We start from the raw sequence: 17309 nt of genomic DNA on the forward strand, positions 1-17309 counted from the left end.
TTATAGCCATGGCGCTGGCGAAAACGGCAAATTGACAAGCGCCCCGATCAGGCATATTCTCACGAATAAGTTCTAAATACGAATATTTGTTCGTTGTGCGAACAAATGGCTGATGGGTTTGATTTGGAGGAGACAGCAATGATCGACAAACTGCGGTCCAGCGTGCTTGATGCGCTGGCCGATATCCACGATGGCGCCACCGTCATGATTGGCGGCTTCGGCGGCGCGGGCCAGCCGGCCGAGCTGATCGACGGCTTGATCGCCCAGGGCGCGCGCGACCTCGTCATCGTCAACAACAATGCGGGCAATGGCGACACCGGCCTGGCCGCCCTGCTGAAAAACGGGCAAGTGCGCAAGATCATCTGCTCCTTCCCGCGCCAGGCCGATTCCCACGTCTTCGATGCCTTGTACCGCGCGGGCAAGCTGGAGCTGGAACTGGTGCCGCAGGGCAATCTGGCCGAGCGCATCCGCGCCGCCGGCGCCGGCATCGGCGGCTTTTTCACGCCCACGGGCTATGGCACGGACTTGGCCAAGGGCAAGGAAACGCGCGAGATCGATGGCCGCATGTATGTGTTCGAGTCACCGATCCACGCCGATTTCGCGCTGATCAAGGCGGAGCAGGGCGACCGCTGGGGCAACCTGACTTACCGCAAGACGGCGCGCAACTTCGGTCCCATCATGGCCATGGCCGCCAAGGTCAGCATTGCCTCCGTGCATGAAGTTGCCGAGCTGGGCAGCATCGATCCTGAACATGTCATCACGCCGGGCCTGTTCGTGCAGCGCCTCGTGCAAGTGCCGCGCACGGCCACCGGCCCCGCCGGCTTCAAAGCTGCCTGAGGAGTATCAAGTGAATAAATGGAATCGAGATCAAATGGCGGCCCGCGTGGCGGCCGACATCCATGAAGGCAGTGTCGTCAACCTGGGCATCGGCTTGCCGACCCTGGTGGCGAACCACTTGCCGGCTGGCGCCGACATCATCCTGCACAGCGAAAACGGCGTCATCGGCATGGGCCCCGCGCCCGCGCCGGGCGAGGAAGACTATGACCTGATCAATGCAGGCAAGCAGCCCGTCACCCTGCTGCCCGGCGGCAGCTATTTCCACCATGCCGACAGCTTCGCCATGATGCGCGGCGGCCACCTGGACATTTGCGTGCTGGGCGCGTTTCAAGTGTCCGCCACGGGCGACCTGGCCAACTGGCACACGGGCGCGCCGGACGCCATTCCCGCCGTGGGCGGGGCCATGGACCTGGCCATCGGCGCGAAAAAAACCTGGGTCATGATGGAATTGCTGACCAAGACGGGTGAAAGCAAGCTGGTGCAGGCGTGCAGCTACCCGCTCACGGGCATTGCTTGCGTCAGCCGCATCTACAGCGACCTGGCCGTGCTTGACCTGGGCCCCGCCGGCGCCACGGTGGTCGAACTGGTGGACGGCTTGAGTTTTGAACAGTTGCAAGCGTTGACGGCCGTGCCGCTGACGGACGGACGTTAATTCAACACTTTCTTGGAGGAGAGAACATGACTCACGCATACATTTGCGACGCGCAGCGTACGCCGTTTGGCCGCTACGGCGGCGGCCTGTCCGGCGTGCGCGCCGACGACCTGGGCGCCGTGCCCATCCGTGCCTTGATGGCGCGCAATCCCGAGGTGGACTGGACTTTTGTTACAGACGTGCTGTACGGCTGCGCCAACCAGGCGGGCGAGGACAACCGCAACGTGGCGCGCATGGCGGCCCTGCTGGCCGGCTTGCCCGACAGCGTGCCGGGCGCCACCCTGAACCGCCTGTGCGGCTCGGGCCTGGACGCCATCGGCAGCGCGGCCCGTTTCATCAAGAGCGGCGAAGCGGGCTTGCTGATCGCCGGCGGCGTGGAAAGCATGAGCCGCGCGCCATTCGTCATGGGCAAGGCCGACAGCGCCTTTTCGCGCAGCATGAAAATGGAAGACACGACCATCGGCTGGCGTTTCATCAACCCCTTGATGAAGGCCCGGTACGGCGTCGATTCGATGCCGGAAACGGCGGAAAACGTGGCGTCCGACTTTGGCATCAGCCGTGCGGACCAGGACGCGTTCGCGCTGGCCAGCCAGGTCAAGGCCCTGGCGGCGCAGCAGGCGGGCGTGTTCGACAGTGAAATCTGTCCTGTCAGCATCGCGCAAAAGAAGGGCGACCCCGTCGTTGTCAGCCGCGACGAGCACCCGCGCGCCACCTCCCTGGAAACCTTGACGAAACTCAAGCCTGTCGTGCGCGCGGACGGCACGATTACTGCCGGCAACGCCTCCGGCGTCAACGATGGCGCGGCTGCCCTGCTGCTGGCCGACGAGGCGAACGCGGCCCGCTTTGGCCTGACGCCCCGCGCCCGTGTCGTGGCCATGGCGACTGCCGGCGTGGCGCCCCGCATCATGGGTATCGGCCCCGCGCCCGCCACCCTGAAAGTGCTGGCCATGACGGGCTTGAGCCTGGCCGACTTCGACGTCATCGAACTGAACGAAGCGTTTGCCGCGCAAGGCCTGGCCGTGCTGCGCCAGCTGGGCTTGCCCGACGACGATCCGCGCGTCAACCCGAACGGCGGCGCGATCGCCCTGGGCCACCCGCTGGGCGCCTCGGGCGCGCGCCTGGCCATGACGGCCGTCAACCAGCTGCACCGCACGGGCGGGCGTTATGCGCTGTGCACCATGTGCATCGGCGTGGGGCAGGGCATCGCGCTGGTGCTGGAACGGGTCTGATTCCACGCGCCCGCAGGCGAAAAAAAACTGCTGGCGATACGTATTAACGCGTATGCCGGGCGGCTTTTTGACCCGGATCAAGGGCGTATGATGCAAAACCAGCCCGGGCAACCGGGCTGGCGTTGGCTTTTTCACACGAACAAGAAGACTGATATGACATCCCACGATACTCCGCATGACGTTGCGCAGCTGACTTCCCAGCAGCGCATCAAGGCCATCATTGGCGCTTCCTCCGGTAACCTGGTCGAATGGTTCGACTTCTACATTTACTCGTTCTGCGCGCTGTATTTCTCGCACGCTTTCTTCCCTTCCGGTAACCCGACGACGCAGCTGCTGCAGACGGCCGGCATTTTCGCCGCCGGCTTCCTCATGCGTCCGGTGGGCGGCTGGTTGTTTGGCCGCATCGCCGACAAATACGGCCGCCGCCAGTCGATGATGATTTCCGTGCTGATGATGTGCGGCGGTTCCCTGATGATCGCCGTGCTGCCCACGTATGAAACCATCGGTGCCTTCGCCCCGTTCCTGCTGCTGGTGGCGCGTCTGTTCCAGGGCCTGTCCGTGGGCGGCGAATACGGCACCAGCGCCACCTATATGAGCGAAGTGTCGGAATCGGGCAAGCGCGGTTTCTTTGCCTCGTTCCAGTACGTGACCCTGATCGGCGGCCAGTTGCTGGCCTTGCTGGTGCTGGTGGTCTTGCAGCAACTCTTGACCTTGGAAGAGCTGCGTGCCTGGGGCTGGCGCATCCCGTTCGTGTTTGGCGCCCTGGCGGCCCTCGTGTCGCTGAACCTGCGTAAATCCCTGACGGAAACGACCACCGCCAGCGAGCGCAAGGACAAGGATGCGGGCAGCCTGCGCGGCTTGCTCAAACACAAGCGCGCCTTCATCACGGTACTGGGCTTTACTGCCGGCGGCTCACTCGTGTTCTACACGTTTACCACCTACATGCAGAAATACCTGGTCAATACGGCCGGCATGGATACCAAGACGGCCAGCGCCGTCATGACCTGCGCCTTGCTGGTGTACATGATTTTGCAACCGGTGTTCGGCGCCCTGTCCGACCGCATCGGCCGCCGCACGTCGATGCTGTTCTTTGGCGGCCTGGCTACCCTGTGCGTGTTGCCAATCATGCATGCCTTGAAGGACGTCACCAGCCCGTACGCGGCGTTTGGCCTGATCATCATCGCGCTGGCCGTGATCAGTTTCTACACGTCGATCAGCGGCTTGATCAAGGCCGAAATGTTCCCCGTCGAAGTGCGCGCGCTGGGCGTGGGCCTGTCGTATGCGGTCGCCAACGCCATGTTCGGCGGTTCGGCCGAATACGTGGCGCTGCAGTTCAAGGCCTGGCACGTGGAAGAATATTTCTATTGGTACGTGACCGTCATGTGCCTGATTTCCTTCATCGTCGCCATCCGCATGCCGGACCCGAGCCGCTCGGGGCTGTTGAAGTAACGTTGTCGTAAAATGGGGGCACTGCGGTGTCCCTTTTTCATCACCGTCTTTTTATCGTGCCGATCAGGAGTTTTCATGTCGTATGTCATTCCCGCAGCCATCCAGCCCAGCGTTCCCGTCACCGGCAGCGTTGATACGTTCCCTGTCCACCGCATCTATTGCGTGGGCCGCAACTATGTCGACCACGCCAAGGAAATGGGCCACACGGGCCGCGAGGCGCCGTTTTTCTTCATGAAACCAAACGACGCCGTGCTGCCCGTGCCTGCCGGCACGACGGGCGAACTGCCATATCCGGCGCAGACGCAGGATTTCCAGCACGAGATGGAGCTGGTGGTGGCCATCGGCAAGGGCGGCAGCGACATCGGCGCCGAAGAGGCGTTGAGCCACGTGTGGGGCTATGCCGTGGGCCTGGACATGACGCGACGCGACGTGCAGGGCGCAGCGAAAAAACTGGGCCGTCCGTGGGACACGGGCAAGGCCTTCGAGCATTCGGCGCCCATCGGTCCCATCACCCCGGCCGCGCAGGCGGGGAATATTGGCAGCGCCGCCATTACCCTGCACGTGAACGGCGAGCTGCGCCAGGCCAGCAGCATCGACATGCTGATCTGGAACGTGGCGGAAACCATCGCCGACCTGTCGACCTACTTTACTTTGCAGCCGGGCGATCTGATCTACACGGGCACGCCGGCCGGCGTGGCGGCCGTGCAGCGCGGCGACGAGCTGGTGGGGGTCATCGACGGCCTGGAGACCTTGCGCGTAAAAGTGGTCTAAGCTGTCTGGGAGACTGGCATGATGCACGACACGTATTCCGTAGCACAACCCACGCGGGCCGAGATCGACGCCTTGACGGGGCCGGCCCTGCTGGAATTTGGCACGGGCTGGTGCGGCCATTGCCGCGCCACCCAGGCGCCGCTGGCCGCCGCCTTTGCGCAGCACCCTGCGGTACCACACCTGCGCGTGGAAGACGGCCCCGGCCGCGCCCTGGGGCGCGCGTTCCGGGTGAAGCTGTGGCCGACCTTGATTTTCCTCAAGGATGGCCAGGAAGTGGCGCGCCTCGTGCGCCCGATCGACAGCGCGGAAATCGGCAAGGCGTTCGCCCTGATCGAGGCCTAGGTGATTTCCATCATTTCTTGCCGCACTGCACCACTGCGCGTATCATAAGCCGCTTACAGCAAGATCAACCGCATCCTTCGTGATGCAGCGCGATGATCGCCGGCCCGCTCCACCCGGAGGGGCCGCAGGCAAGGATTCACCACAAATGACCGATGCCGCGATGCCGACGCGCGGGTCTGGTACGGAATGCCTGGCGATACGCCGGGCCTGATACACGTCGCCCATCCCCTGACGCCTTTCCTGCCGTGCCCCGGGTAACCGGATGGCGCACGACCGTTGTTTCTCTAAATCAGCACTGATCACGGCGCGATAGCGCGCGTTGGTACACCGTTGTCTGCCGTTAACAACGGCGTGTTGCGGCATGGAATTTGTTTGCGAATTTAATAGCAAATTCGCAGCAATTACGCCCGCGCACAGCTATGATATGTGAACCGCGCGCCTAGACACCGTGCTGTGCTGCTGCCTGAAAAAACATCCAGAGAATGGCCTTTAGACACCCTCCCCAAGGAGCGCAGTAAATGAGCACCCCCCCCAAGAAAAATTCCCCCGGCACGGTGCTGTTCGCCAGCCTGATCGGCACCACCATCGAGTTCTTTGACTTTTATATCTACGCCACCGCCGCCGTGCTGGTGTTCCCGAAACTGTTCTTCCCCGCCGGCGACCCGTCGGCCGCCGTGCTGCAGTCGCTGGCCACGTTCGCCATCGCCTTCTTCGCCCGCCCCATCGGTTCGGCCGTGTTCGGCCACTTCGGCGACCGCATCGGCCGCAAGGCGACTCTCGTGGCAGCCTTGCTGACCATGGGTATCTCGACCGTCATCATCGGCTTGCTGCCGACGTATGCCGCCATCGGCACCCTGGCGCCGCTGCTGCTGGCGCTGTGCCGTTTCGGCCAGGGCCTGGGTCTGGGCGGCGAGTGGGGCGGCGCGGTGCTGCTGGCCACGGAAAACGCGCCACCCGGCAAACGCGCCTGGTACGGCATGTTCCCGCAGCTGGGCGCGCCGATCGGCTTCTTCCTGTCGGGCGGCATCTTCCTGCTGCTGAGCGAAACCATGACCGATGAGCAATTCTTCAGCTACGGCTGGCGCATCCCGTTCCTGGCCAGCGCGCTGCTGGTCATCGTCGGCCTGTACGTGCGCCTGAAGATCACGGAAACGCCGGACTTCCAGAAAGTCATCGACAAGAACGAGGTCGTCAAACTGCCCGTCGCCACCGTGTTCCGCCAGCATGGCCGCATGCTGTTCCTGGGCACCATCATCGCCCTGGCCACCTTCGTGCTGTTCTACCTGATGACGGTGTTCGCGCTGAGCTGGGGTACGACCAAGCTGGGCTTCACGCGCAAGGAATTCCTCGTCGTGCAGCTGTTTGCCGTGCTGTTCTTTGCCCTGACGATTCCATTCTCGGCCGTGCTGGCCGACCGCCGCGGCCGCCGCGCCACCCTGATCTGGGTTTCCGTTGCCATCGCCATCTTCGGCCTGGTGCTCGCGCCCATGTTCGGCTCCGGCGTGACGTGGGAAGTGACGGTCTTCATGGCCGTTGGCCTGGGCCTGATGGGCATGACCTACGGACCGTTGGGCACGATGTTGTCCGAGCTGTTCCCGCCCGAAGTGCGCTACACGGGCGCTTCGCTGACGTTCAACCTGGCCGGCATTCTGGGTGCCTCGCTGGCGCCGTACATCGCCACCTGGCTGGCTACCAACTACGGCTTGCAATACGTGGGCTACTACCTGTCGCTGGCGGCCGTGCTGACCCTGGGTGCGCTGCTGATGGTGGGCAAGCCACGCGAGGGCAAGGAAGCCTGGCAGTAACTGCTTTCCTCTAGCCGTACGAAAGCCGTCAGCTGAGCTGGCGGCTTTTTTTTGCGCCGTTATTTCGCCGCCACGTGGCCGTAGCAGGCTTTGAGCCCCGTGTAATCATAGAAGACGCTGCCCGGCGCGATGCGGGCACTGTCGCACGATGGCTGGAACGGCGTTTCCTTTTCGTTGTACAGCAGGCGCACGATGAGCTGACCGTCGCCGTTGCGGTACACGTCCCACTGCATGTTGGCCGCCAGCGGCGCGACGGTCTGGCCGCGCCAGGGATTCTCGACATAACTGTAACTGGCCGAAGCCGGCAGCGGCTGCTGCAAGCCCATGGCCGATGCCAGCGGGATGATCATCTCGGCATGCGTGAAGCGCAGCTTGGCCGCGTGGCGCAGGTCACCTGCGGCCAGCGCATCGACTTCCTTGAAAAAGTCGTCGCGCAAGGCCAGCGCGAAGCGCCAGGTCACGCCGGCGCTTTCCGTGGTGGCCGGTCCCTTCTGGTAAAAATCCTCGTGGTCGGCGATATAGGCGTAGTAATGCGCATCCTCGGCGGGCATGTAGCGGCTGAAATCGACCGGCACCTCGTGGCGCATGCCGGCGGCGATCGCGTACAGCGCATACAGTTGCGTGGCGGCCGCATTCAGGCTGCGGATGACGGTCTTGCCGCTGCCCGTCATGGTGCGCGTGAGTTTGCCATCCGCGCTGGTGAATGTATAGCTGCCCGTATCGGCATAGCTGGTGCCACCGTTCAACTGCGCCAGGAAGGCTGGTGTGAACAGCCGTTCCAGCACATGGCGCGCGTGCATCGCCGCTGCCGGCAGCCGGGCGGGCGCATCCATCAGCGCGTGCAGCTGTTTCGTTCTTTCATAGTACTGGTAAGCCTGGCTGGCGGCATAGGTGGCGTAATAAGGATGGGCCGGATCGGTGACCCGGTCCGTCTGCGGCGCCAGCTTGTGCGCGTACAGCAGGAAGCGGTTGACGCCATCCGCTTGTAATATCGGCTGTACCGCGGGCGCGTGTTCGAGCAGCGATTGCGTGAAAAAGCGCGCACTGTCGCGTGCGCGGTCCACGCCGGAATGGATGGTGACGAGCTGGCGCGGCGCCGTCGCGGCATCTTGCCCGATTTGCGCAAACAGGGTGGGCAGGCGCGCCAGCATGCGCGCGGCCAGTTGCCGCTGTTCCTTGATGCCCGTTTGCGACAGGTTGCCGTAGCCGGGTGATTCGATGCCGGCCACGCCATAGCCGAGCAAGGCGTTCGCCCGCATCAGGACCAGGATGTCTGGACCCAGTTCACGGCCCAGGGGCGTCAGGGCATCCTGCGCGGCCGCCTGCTGCCACATCGCGTACAGGGCCGCGTCGCCCTTCATGCTCGTCAATCCGCGCGCACCGTGGCGCGCCACCAGCTGCGTGAAAATCGGCTGGAAGCCGGCCGGCGGCGCGGCATAGGTGGCCGGATCCTGCTGCGGCGCGTACGGTGTCTTGGTCTGGTAATGGCCGTCGAAGGCGAGGGCGGAACTGGCGTGCAGGGCCAGGGCCAGCGCAATGCTGGACAGGGTAAGCTGTTGGGACATGTTTTTTTTGCGGATGGTTTCTTGAATGCAAGCCTAGCACTGAACGAAAAAAAGGCGGGCACGGCTGAATGCCCGCCCGCCTGTGCTGTCACCGCAGCGTGTCAGCCTACCACTTCGGCGTGTACTTCAAGGTGAACTGCACGTTGCGCGGGTCGCCATAGTAGTTGTTCGACCCGGTGGTGTTGTAGGCCGGGATGATGTAGCGCTTGTCGAGCACATTGTTGACGTTGACCGACAGGGCCACCTGCGGCGTGGCTTGCCAGGCCAGGCGCGCGTTCCAGATCGAGAAGCCGGCAACCTTGAATGTGTACGCGGTATCGAGCGTATGGCTTTGCAGGTTGGCGCCAGCGCCTACGCTGAACTTGTCCCAGGCGCCGGGCAGGGTATAGGAAGACCAGACACGCAGCATGTGTTTCGGCGTCCAGGTGGAAAAGACCTTGCCCTGCTGGTCCGGGTCGTTCAGATAGGTTGTCGTCGTATAGGCGTAACCGGCCGACAGCTGCAAGCCGCGTGCCACTTCGCCCGATACTTCCGCTTCCATGCCCTGGCTGCGCACCTTGCCCGAGGCGCGCGAGCAGTACTGCCCGTCGCACGCGAGGTCGGCAGCATAGTCGGTGACGGAGCGGTTCTTGTGGTCATAGCGGAATACGGCCAGCGAGGTGTTGACCTTGCCATCCATCAGTTCCCCCTTGATGCCCGCCTCGTAGTTGCTGCCCGTGATGGGCTTGAGGACCTTGCCTTGCACGTCGCGGATGCTTTGCGGCGTGAAGATGTCGGCATAGCTGGCGTAAGCCGACCATTGCGGATCGAGCGCGTAGATCAGTCCCGCCGATGGCGTGAACTTGGCGGTGGCGTTGAGTTGTTCTTCGGAACCTGCGGGCGTCGCATACAGGAAGTCATACCAGCTGAAGCGTCCGCCCAGCACGGCTTTCAGCTTGCCCGTCAACTGGCCATTCCAGCTGCCATACAGGCCTTTCTGGCGTATTTCGTAGGTGCTGTTGCTGGTCACGCCCATTGGGCGCGCGGCGATGCTGTCGATATCTTGCCATGGGCGGTGGTGCTTGATGTTGAAGACGTTCGCCCCGGATTCCCAGGCGCGCGCGTAGCGGTCGTCCGACGCCAGCGTGACATAGCTGGCGCCCACGAGCACTTCCTGCGCCATGCCCAGGCCGTCGAATTTGCCGCGTACGTAGGTATCGATGCCGCGCTTGCGGTTGTCGAAATCCATGCCAAAGTCGCCATAGCTCGCGCCGCTGCCGTCGGGCTGGATGGCGGAAGCCAGGCGCTGGTGCACGGAGCCGGTGTTTTCCTTCATGTTCACGGCCGATGCCTTCAGGCTCCACTGGCTGTTGAAGTGGTGCTCCAGGTCGAGATACACGTTGGTCTGCCGGGCTTCGCTGCGGTTCCAGTCGGCGCCCGTGAAGGTGGAGCGGGGCAGATTCAGTGCGCTGCCGTCCACGTAGCGGGGCAGGCCGATGAAGGTGGGGCGGCCGTGGTCATTGACGTTGCTGATGGCCAGGCCCAGGGTGGTGGCCGAACCCAGGTCATAGTCGAGCGCCGCGTACAGGGTGCGGTTCTTGCTCCACACCTGGTCGATGAAGGAGTGGGTATCGTCTTCATCGACAATGACGCGTCCGCGCAGGCTGCCGTCCGCAGTCAGGGGGCTGCTGACGTCGAGCTGCGCGCCATAATGGTCCCAGGATCCCGCGCGCGCCGTCATGCTGACACTGCGCGTGGCACCCGGGCGCTTGCGCACCAGGCTGACGGAGCCGCCGGGGCTGCCCGTGCCAACGAGCATGCCCGAGGCGCCGCGCAGCACTTCCAGTCGATCGTAGATGACCATGTTTTCCTGGCCCCAGTTACCCAGCGCATAGGTATTGCGGTCGATCGGTACGCCATCGTACTGCCATTGATCGATCTGGAAGCCGCGTGCCGTGATCACCACGCCCGGCCCCACGCCATGCACGCCCACCACGCCGGTGACGTTATTGACGGCTTCGCGCAAGTCCGTGATGCCTTGGTCGTCCAGGCGCTGGCGCGTCAGCACGCTGACCGATTGCGGGATGTCCTTCATCGCTTGCTCGCCCTTGCCGATGGTGAGCTTGCGCGCCGTGTAGGAGCCGCTGCCTTCCGTGGTGGCGCCTTGCTCGGCCTGGCCGACGATGGTAATCGAGGGCATGGTGCGTTCGGCCGCCGAGGCGCTACTGGCCGCCGCCGTGGGAGCGGCGACTGCAGGCGCGGCCACCAGAACATAGCCGGTGGGCGTCTTGCCGATCGCATAGCCGCTACCGCGCAGCAGCACGGCGAAACCGTCATCGATGGCGTAGCTGCCTTGCAGACCGGCGCTGGTCAAACCCTGTACCTTGGAGGCGTCGATGACGATGGACACGCCCGCCTGCTGCGCATAGCGGTTCAGGGCGCCAGCCAGCGGGCCGGCGGGGATGGCGTAGCTGGCGACAGCCGGCACGGCCTGGGCGATTGCCTGGGCATGCAGGCCTGCGCCAGCGAGCAGCATGGCCGCCAGGGCCAGCGGACGCAAACGCGTGCGCAAGGGATTCGGGGACGAAACGGGAACGGCAGGAGCGTACATGGTGACAGCCTTTTTTGAATGATCTCAGCTGCCTTGACGCACGAGATGCGCCAACACGAACCTGCGTGGCACATTATTTTTTTGCGGTTCCAGTGTTTGGTGCGTCCACCATCACCAGGTAGCGCGTCAACATGCGGATGCGCAGCTGGGGGAAATTGTCGATGAGTAGCTGCAGCGCCTTGTCCGTGTCGTCCAGCGGCAGCACGGCGGCCACGCGGATGCCGGCGATCTGCGCGCGGTCGTAATGCAGCTGGCCGGGGCGGTGGCGCGCCAGCTCGTCGAGCACCTCGGCCAGCGGCAAGTCGTCGACCACCAGCCGGTGTGCACGCCACGCGTCCTGCACGCTGGCCGCATCGATGGCCGTGATGGGGCCCACGCCATCGTCCGTGATGCGCGTGCGCTGGCCCGCCTGCACCACGATGGCCGGATGTTGCGGCACCTGCGCCAGCACCCTGGATTCCAGCATGCTGAGGATGGTGGCGCCGTCTTCCCTGCGCACGCTGAAACGCGTGCCCAGCGCGCGGATCGCCGCATGGCCGCTGTCGACGATGAAGGGGCGCTGCGCATCCTTGGCCACGTCGACGAGGATATCGCCGCGCACCAGTTCCACATGCCGCTCGCCCCCATTGAAATGCACGTTGACGGCGCTGTTGCTGCCCAGGGTCAGGCGGCTGCCATCGGCCAGGGTGTGCGTCTGCCATTGTCCCGTGGGGCTGCGCAGGTCGGCCAGCAGGTAGGCGGGGCGCTCGCTGATGACCAGCGCCCCGGTCAGCGCGAGCACGGCCACGGCGCTGGCCGCGGCCAGCTGGCGCAGACGCTGGCGGGGACGCTTTGGGGCGATGGCGGCCAGGGCGGCGCGCGCGGGCCTATGGTCGCCGCCGGCCGGCTCGCGCACGGTGTTCAATTGACGCAGCAGGTTTTCCATGCCGGCGGCCGCGCTCGCGTGCAGCGGGTCGGCCGCCTTCCATGCGGCAAAGCCGGCCTGCGCGGTGTCGCGTTCGGCCGGGTCGTCGGCGCTGAGCTGCACGATCCAGCGGGCAGCCTGTTCAGCGGCGATATCCGTGCGGGGGCTATTCATGCGGCCATGGCCGGGCAGGCGTGGCGGCAGGCCAGCAAGGCTTGCACCAGGTATTTTTGCACCATACGCGTGGAAACGTTCAGCTGCGCGGCGACGGCGGCCTGCGATTGCTCTTCCAGGTAGTGCAACAGAAAGGCGTCGCGCACCTTGGCGGACAAGCCTGCCAGCGCCGTGGCGATCTGTTCGAGCGCCTGCACGGCCATCAGTATCTCGTCGGGCGAGGGCGCGCCGGGCAGGCTGTCGGCCAGCAGGGCAAGTTCCGCCAGGTAGCTGCGTTCGAGTATCTGGCGGCGCGCGCGGTCAAGCAGCAGGCGCTTCGCCGTCGTCGACAGGTAGGCGCGCGGTTCGCGCATGCCGAACAGGGCGTCGCGCGAAGCGATGATGCGCACGAAGGTATCTTGCGCCACGTCGGCCGCGCCATGCGGGCAGCTGAGTTTTTTGCGCAGCCAGCCGACCAGCCAGCCGTGATGCTCGCTGTAGAGCGACTGCACTTGCTGTTGCAGGCTGGGCTGGCTGGTGGACATGGGTGATGAATAACATAAATGAGAATTATTCTCATTGTAAGCGCCAGTGACGGCTCGCCACAATCCCCGATTGCATGTGGAGGGGGCAGGTGTTGCGCGCAGGCCGCACGCGCGGCGGTGCCGGAAATGAAAAAACCCGCCGCTGCACGGTGCAGGGGCGGGTTCTTCATACTGCTAATTCTTGGTGGTGATAGGTGGACTTGAACCACCGACCCCAGCATTATGAATGCTGTGCTCTAACCAACTGAGCTATATCACCAAACAGACCGGTCAGACCGGATGCTGGTTTTGACCAGTAAAAAACCTGATCGATGTTCTTTGGTGGTGATAGGTGGACTTGAACCACCGACCCCAGCATTATGAATGCTGTGCTCTAACCAACTGAGCTATATCACCCAACAGCCGAGCATTATCCAGTCTTCCCATTTCCTTGTCAATGCCGGCGCAAAAAAATGTGCGGTTTTTTCACGCGCCGGCGCCGGCATGATTATTTTTGTAACGGCATCAGCAAGGGCTGGATCTGCGCCAGCATGGACGAGGCCGGATCAGCGCCCAGGCAATCGATGACGATGCGTTCCGGCATGGAGCGCAGCCAGGTCAGCTGCCGTTTGGCCAGCTGGCGCGTGGCGATGATGCCCGTCTCGCGCAGGGCGGCGCGGTCGATGCGGCCATCGAGATAGTCCCAGGCCTGGCGGTAACCCACGCAGCGCATCGAGGGCAAACCCGGGTGCAGGTCGCCGCGCCGGCGCAACCCATCCACTTCATCGAGCAGGGCATCGTTTTTCAGCATGAGGTCGAAGCGCGTGGCGATGCGCGCGTGCAGCACGGCGCGATCCGACGGTTCCAGCGCGAACGATTGCAACTGGAATGGCAGCACCGTCTTTTCGCGCCGGTCCAGCAGGGCCGACATGGGCTGGCCGGACAGGGCGATGATTTCCAGCGCGCGGCCGATGCGCTGCGCATCCTGTGGCGCCAGGCGCGCGGCCGTGACGGGATCCTGTTCGGCCAGGCGCGCATGCATGGCGGGCCAGCCGATGGCGGCCGCGTCTTCTTCCAGCTGGGCGCGCAGCACGGGATCGGCGCCGGGCAAATCGTCGAGGCCATCGGCCAGGCCTTTAAAATACAGCATGGTGCCGCCGACCAGCAGCGGCAGCTTGCCGCGCGCGGAGATCTCGCTCACCAGGCGCAGGGTGTCGTTGCGGAACTGCGCCACGGAATAGGCGTCGAGCGGGTCGATGATGTCGATCAAATGATGCGGCACCTGGGCCAGTTCTTCCTTTGACGGTTTGGCCGTGCCGATATCCATGCCCCGGTAAACGAGGGCGGAATCGACGGAAATGATCTCGGATGGGATGGCTTGCGCGATGGCCAGCGCACTGGCCGTCTTGCCGCTGGCCGTGGGGCCCATGATGGCGACGGCCAGGGGGAGGTGTGGGGTGTTTGTCATGGTGCTTTTTTGATGTGCTTGCGATGGGGACCCCAAGGCAAAGGCTGGGGTCAGTCTCTTCGAGATCGGGATACGTCCCATTGGGGCGTATCCCCCCGGCGGGTCTGACCCCGGAATTTTATTGGCCGCGCAGGAACAGTTTATCGAGTGCGTTGATCTCGACCTGCACCCACGTGGGCCGGCCATGGTTGCACTGATCGGCGCGTTCCGTGCTTTCCATCTGGCGCAGCAGGGCGTTCATTTCCTGCACCGATAATATCCGGTTGGCGCGCACGGCCGTGTGGCAGGCCAGAGTGCCCAGCAATTCGTTCTGGCGCTCGATCAGCACGCGCGAGCCGCCGTATTCGCGCACGTCGCGGAGCACGTCGCGCGCCAGGGTTTGCGCATCGGCGTTTTTCAGCAGGGTCGGCACGCTGCGCACGGCCAGCGTCGTGGGCGACAGGGCGGCGATGTCAAAACCCAGCGCTTTTAACGTGTCCTGGTTTTCATTCGCCGTCGACACTTCGATGGCGTCCGCGTAGAACGTCACGGGGATCAGCAAGGACTGCACCTGCATGTCCTGGCCCGAGACCTGCGCCTGCAGTGCGTTTTTCAGTTGCTCGTACAGGATGCGCTCGTGCGCCGCGTGCATGTCGACCAGCACCAGACCCTTGGTGTTTTGCGCCAGGATGTAGATGCCGTGCAGCTGGGCCAGGGCAAAGCCCAGCGGATACTCTTCGCGCGCCATCGCTTCGGGCGAAGCGATATACGGTTCCACCTGCGTGATCGGCGAGGATGCAGCAGCGCCGCCGAACAGGGCGCCGTAGGCCGCTGTGTCTTGCCCCACGCCTGGTGCATCGGCAAAGAAGGGGCGGGCCGCGCCGGGCGAGGCGGGCGCGAAGGTATTCGTGAATTGCGCGCCGAACGACGTCTGCGTCTGCTCGCGGCGCCAGATGCCGGGGCCACCCAAACCCGCGCCAGCGGTATCGCCGCTCAGGGTGGAGGCGGCCGGCAGGGGCGCCGGCACGCTGCCGAATGCCGTGGCCGACGTCTGCGCCAGCGCGCGCTGCACCGCGTGGAAGACAAACTGGTGCACGGAGCGGCTGTCGCGGAAGCGTACTTCGATCTTCGACGGGTGCACGTTGACGTCGACCAGCGCCGGGTCGAGGTCGAGCGCCAGCACGTACGAGGGAAAACGGTCGCCGTGCAGCACGTCCTGGTAGGCCATGCGCACGGCGTGCACCAGCAGTTTGTCGCGCACGAAGCGCCCGTTGACATAAAAGAACTGGCCATCGGCGCGCGCCTTGGATGCTGTCGGCAAGCCGGCAAAGCCGTGGATGCGCAAGGTGCCGGCCGATTCGTCCAGCGCCAGGCGCGCTTCGGCGAAGTCATTGCCTAGGATGTGGGCGCTGCGCTTGGCCAGTTCGCTGATATTCCACTGGTCGATGGTGCGGCCATTGTGCGACAGCGAGAACGACACGTCCGGCCGCGCCAGCGCGATGCGGCGCACGACTTCGGCGCAATGGCCGTATTCCGTCTGCTCCGATTTGAGGAATTTGCGCCGCGCGGGCGTGTTGAAATACAGGTCTTGCACGTCGACCGTGGTGCCGTGCGCGCCCGACGAGGGCGAGACGCTGCCATTGTGCGAGCCGACGATTTCCCACGCATGCGCCGCGTCCGCCGTGCGCGAGGTCACGGTGACGGCGGCCACCGAAGCGATCGAGGCCAGCGCCTCGCCGCGAAAACCCAGGGTGCCCACGTTTTCCAGGTCGTGCAGCGAAGCGATCTTCGAGGTGGCGTGGCGCGCCAGGGCCAGCGGCAGCTGGTCCTTGTCGATGCCGCGCCCGTTATCGGTAATGGCGATGCGTTTCACGCCCCCTTCTTCCAACCGCACGGTGATCTGCGTGGCGCCCGAGTCGAGCGCGTTTTCCAGCAGCTCTTTGACGACGGCCGATGGCCGCTCGACCACCTCGCCGGCGGCGATTTGCGAAATCAACTGGTCAGGCAGGGCCTGGATCGGGCGGTGGGGCGTGATGGGAGCGTTCATGCCCTGATTATAACGGTTTGCGAATTGCCGGGCATCGGCTACTTCGCCACCTCCCGCACCGGTATCGGCGCATTGCACAGGTCGACATGGCCGGCCGTGACCTTGCTCCATGGGCCGCCGCGGTGGCGCTGGGCTTCCAGCACGGCCTGATAGGCGGCGCTGTCGGTGCGCATCACTTCCAGGTTGCTGCGTTGCCCGGCCGGTACGCTGGCGGCCAGGCGGATGGCCTTGATCGGCACGTTTTTCTCGGGGCTGTCATAAAAACCCATGGGGCCCGTGCCGCGTGGCAGGGTGGACAGCAATGGCATGCCGGAGACGACCCTGCCGACGACCGTGATGTCGCGGTCCAGGTGGCGCGGCGACTGGCCGATGACGGCGTACAGTTCCGTGCCGCCGCCGCTGTCACTGGCGCTGTCGCGCCCCACGCCCACGGTGGCATAGCAATGCGTGAGCCAGGCCGTGCCGGTTTTCGGATCGCGCGCGGACGGGAAGCCGTTCGAATGGCCCACTTGCGGCGCATAGCCGTCGACGTCCGGCAGGCGTGTGAAGCTCTTGACGTTTTTCAAGGGTACCGTAAATTCGCCGGGCAGGGTGCGCTGCGCATGCTGGATCGGTTTTGGATTTTTCTCGTTCGGATCGCCCCACTGTGCCACCCAGTTGTCCTGCGCACGGGTGATGGCCAGGCCGTCGTAATACTGCTCGGCCACCAGGGCCTTGATGTTGGCCACGTGTTTCGGCGCGAAGTCCGGCGCCAGTTCGATCACCACGCGGCCGGCGGGAATGTCCAGGTACAGGGTGTTGTCCGGATCCAGCGCACGCCAGTCGGACGGTTTCGAAGCCTTGATCACGTCGGCCAAGGTCGCCTTGGCGGGCAGTTCGGCGGGCGCCTTGATCTGGACGGGCGCCGCGTGGGCGGTCAGATGTGCAAGGCCCAGTACGGTGGCCATGGTCAGGCCGCTCAGTGGGTGTCGATACATGTTTTCTCCTGGTCGAC

At 64.5% G+C, this 17309-nt stretch carries 14 protein-coding genes and 2 tRNA genes; 7 read left to right on the top strand and 9 right to left on the bottom strand.

All coding sequences use genetic code 11. The annotated features are described in order from the left end of the window. The first annotated feature begins 138 nt into the window (after positions 1 to 138). The 7 genes from SJI03_RS02755 (at position 139) to SJI03_RS02785 (ending at position 7085) form a co-directional block, all read left to right on the top strand. The gene (locus SJI03_RS02755) at positions 139 to 837 is read left to right on the top strand and encodes a 3-oxoacid CoA-transferase subunit A (protein WP_077408447.1); all 699 of its coding nucleotides are present in this window, start codon (positions 139 to 141) and stop codon (positions 835 to 837) included. A gap of 10 nt (positions 838 to 847) precedes the next feature. Beyond that, a complete protein-coding gene (locus SJI03_RS02760) occupies positions 848 to 1489 on the top strand; it encodes a 3-oxoacid CoA-transferase subunit B (RefSeq protein ID WP_322426172.1) in 642 nt (213 codons plus the stop codon). A 26-nt stretch (positions 1490 to 1515) separates the two neighbouring features. Next, positions 1516 to 2718, top strand: a complete 1203-nt coding sequence (gene pcaF, locus SJI03_RS02765) for a 3-oxoadipyl-CoA thiolase (RefSeq protein WP_322426173.1) — start codon at positions 1516 to 1518, stop codon at positions 2716 to 2718. Between the two features lie 153 nt (positions 2719 to 2871). Continuing rightward, positions 2872 to 4167, top strand: a complete 1296-nt coding sequence (locus tag SJI03_RS02770) for an MFS family transporter (RefSeq protein ID WP_035828173.1) — start codon at positions 2872 to 2874, stop codon at positions 4165 to 4167. A 75-nt stretch (positions 4168 to 4242) separates the two neighbouring features. Further along, positions 4243 to 4938, top strand: a complete 696-nt coding sequence (locus SJI03_RS02775; RefSeq protein WP_322426174.1) for a fumarylacetoacetate hydrolase family protein — start codon at positions 4243 to 4245, stop codon at positions 4936 to 4938. Between the two features lie 18 nt (positions 4939 to 4956). Continuing rightward, positions 4957 to 5280, top strand: coding sequence for a thioredoxin family protein (locus SJI03_RS02780; RefSeq protein ID WP_322426175.1), 324 nt, complete (start codon positions 4957 to 4959; stop codon positions 5278 to 5280). A gap of 518 nt (positions 5281 to 5798) precedes the next feature. Further along, on the top strand, positions 5799 to 7085 hold the full coding sequence (locus SJI03_RS02785) for an MFS transporter (RefSeq protein ID WP_099376599.1): 1287 nt from the start codon (positions 5799 to 5801) through the stop codon (positions 7083 to 7085). A 59-nt stretch (positions 7086 to 7144) separates the two neighbouring features. Here SJI03_RS02785 and SJI03_RS02790 read toward each other — a convergent pair whose 3' ends face one another. From SJI03_RS02790 to SJI03_RS02830, 9 genes are all read right to left on the bottom strand, one after another. Then, on the bottom strand, positions 7145 to 8650 hold the full coding sequence (locus SJI03_RS02790) for a histidine-type phosphatase (protein ID WP_322426176.1): 1506 nt from the start codon (positions 8648 to 8650) through the stop codon (positions 7145 to 7147). A 106-nt stretch (positions 8651 to 8756) separates the two neighbouring features. Continuing rightward, positions 8757 to 11240 carry a TonB-dependent siderophore receptor gene (locus SJI03_RS02795; protein WP_322426177.1) on the bottom strand — a complete coding sequence of 828 codons (2484 nt, stop codon included), beginning with the start codon at positions 11238 to 11240 and terminating at the stop codon, positions 8757 to 8759. Between the two features lie 73 nt (positions 11241 to 11313). Beyond that, on the bottom strand, positions 11314 to 12318 hold the full coding sequence (locus tag SJI03_RS02800; RefSeq protein WP_322426178.1) for a FecR family protein: 1005 nt from the start codon (positions 12316 to 12318) through the stop codon (positions 11314 to 11316). Further along, positions 12315 to 12842 carry a sigma-70 family RNA polymerase sigma factor gene (locus SJI03_RS02805; RefSeq protein WP_322426179.1) on the bottom strand — a complete coding sequence of 176 codons (528 nt, stop codon included), beginning with the start codon at positions 12840 to 12842 and terminating at the stop codon, positions 12315 to 12317. The genes SJI03_RS02800 and SJI03_RS02805 overlap by 4 nt, the downstream gene beginning before the upstream one ends. 182 nt (positions 12843 to 13024) lie before the next feature. Next, positions 13025 to 13101 (bottom strand) — tRNA-Met (locus SJI03_RS02810). Between the two features lie 60 nt (positions 13102 to 13161). Further along, positions 13162 to 13238: transfer RNA gene (locus SJI03_RS02815), tRNA-Met, on the bottom strand. A gap of 91 nt (positions 13239 to 13329) precedes the next feature. Beyond that, on the bottom strand, positions 13330 to 14289 hold the full coding sequence (miaA, locus tag SJI03_RS02820; RefSeq protein WP_322426180.1) for a tRNA (adenosine(37)-N6)-dimethylallyltransferase MiaA: 960 nt from the start codon (positions 14287 to 14289) through the stop codon (positions 13330 to 13332). A 118-nt stretch (positions 14290 to 14407) separates the two neighbouring features. Further along, positions 14408 to 16315, bottom strand: a complete 1908-nt coding sequence (mutL, locus tag SJI03_RS02825; RefSeq protein WP_322426181.1) for a DNA mismatch repair endonuclease MutL — start codon at positions 16313 to 16315, stop codon at positions 14408 to 14410. 38 nt (positions 16316 to 16353) lie between these two features. Beyond that, entirely contained in the window at positions 16354 to 17292 is a 939-nt protein-coding gene (locus SJI03_RS02830) for a peptidylprolyl isomerase (RefSeq protein ID WP_322426182.1), read from the bottom strand. Positions 17293 to 17309 lie beyond the last annotated feature (17 nt).

Source organism: Janthinobacterium sp. GMG1, assembly GCF_034427795.1.
GTDB lineage: Bacteria > Pseudomonadota > Gammaproteobacteria > Burkholderiales > Burkholderiaceae_D > Janthinobacterium.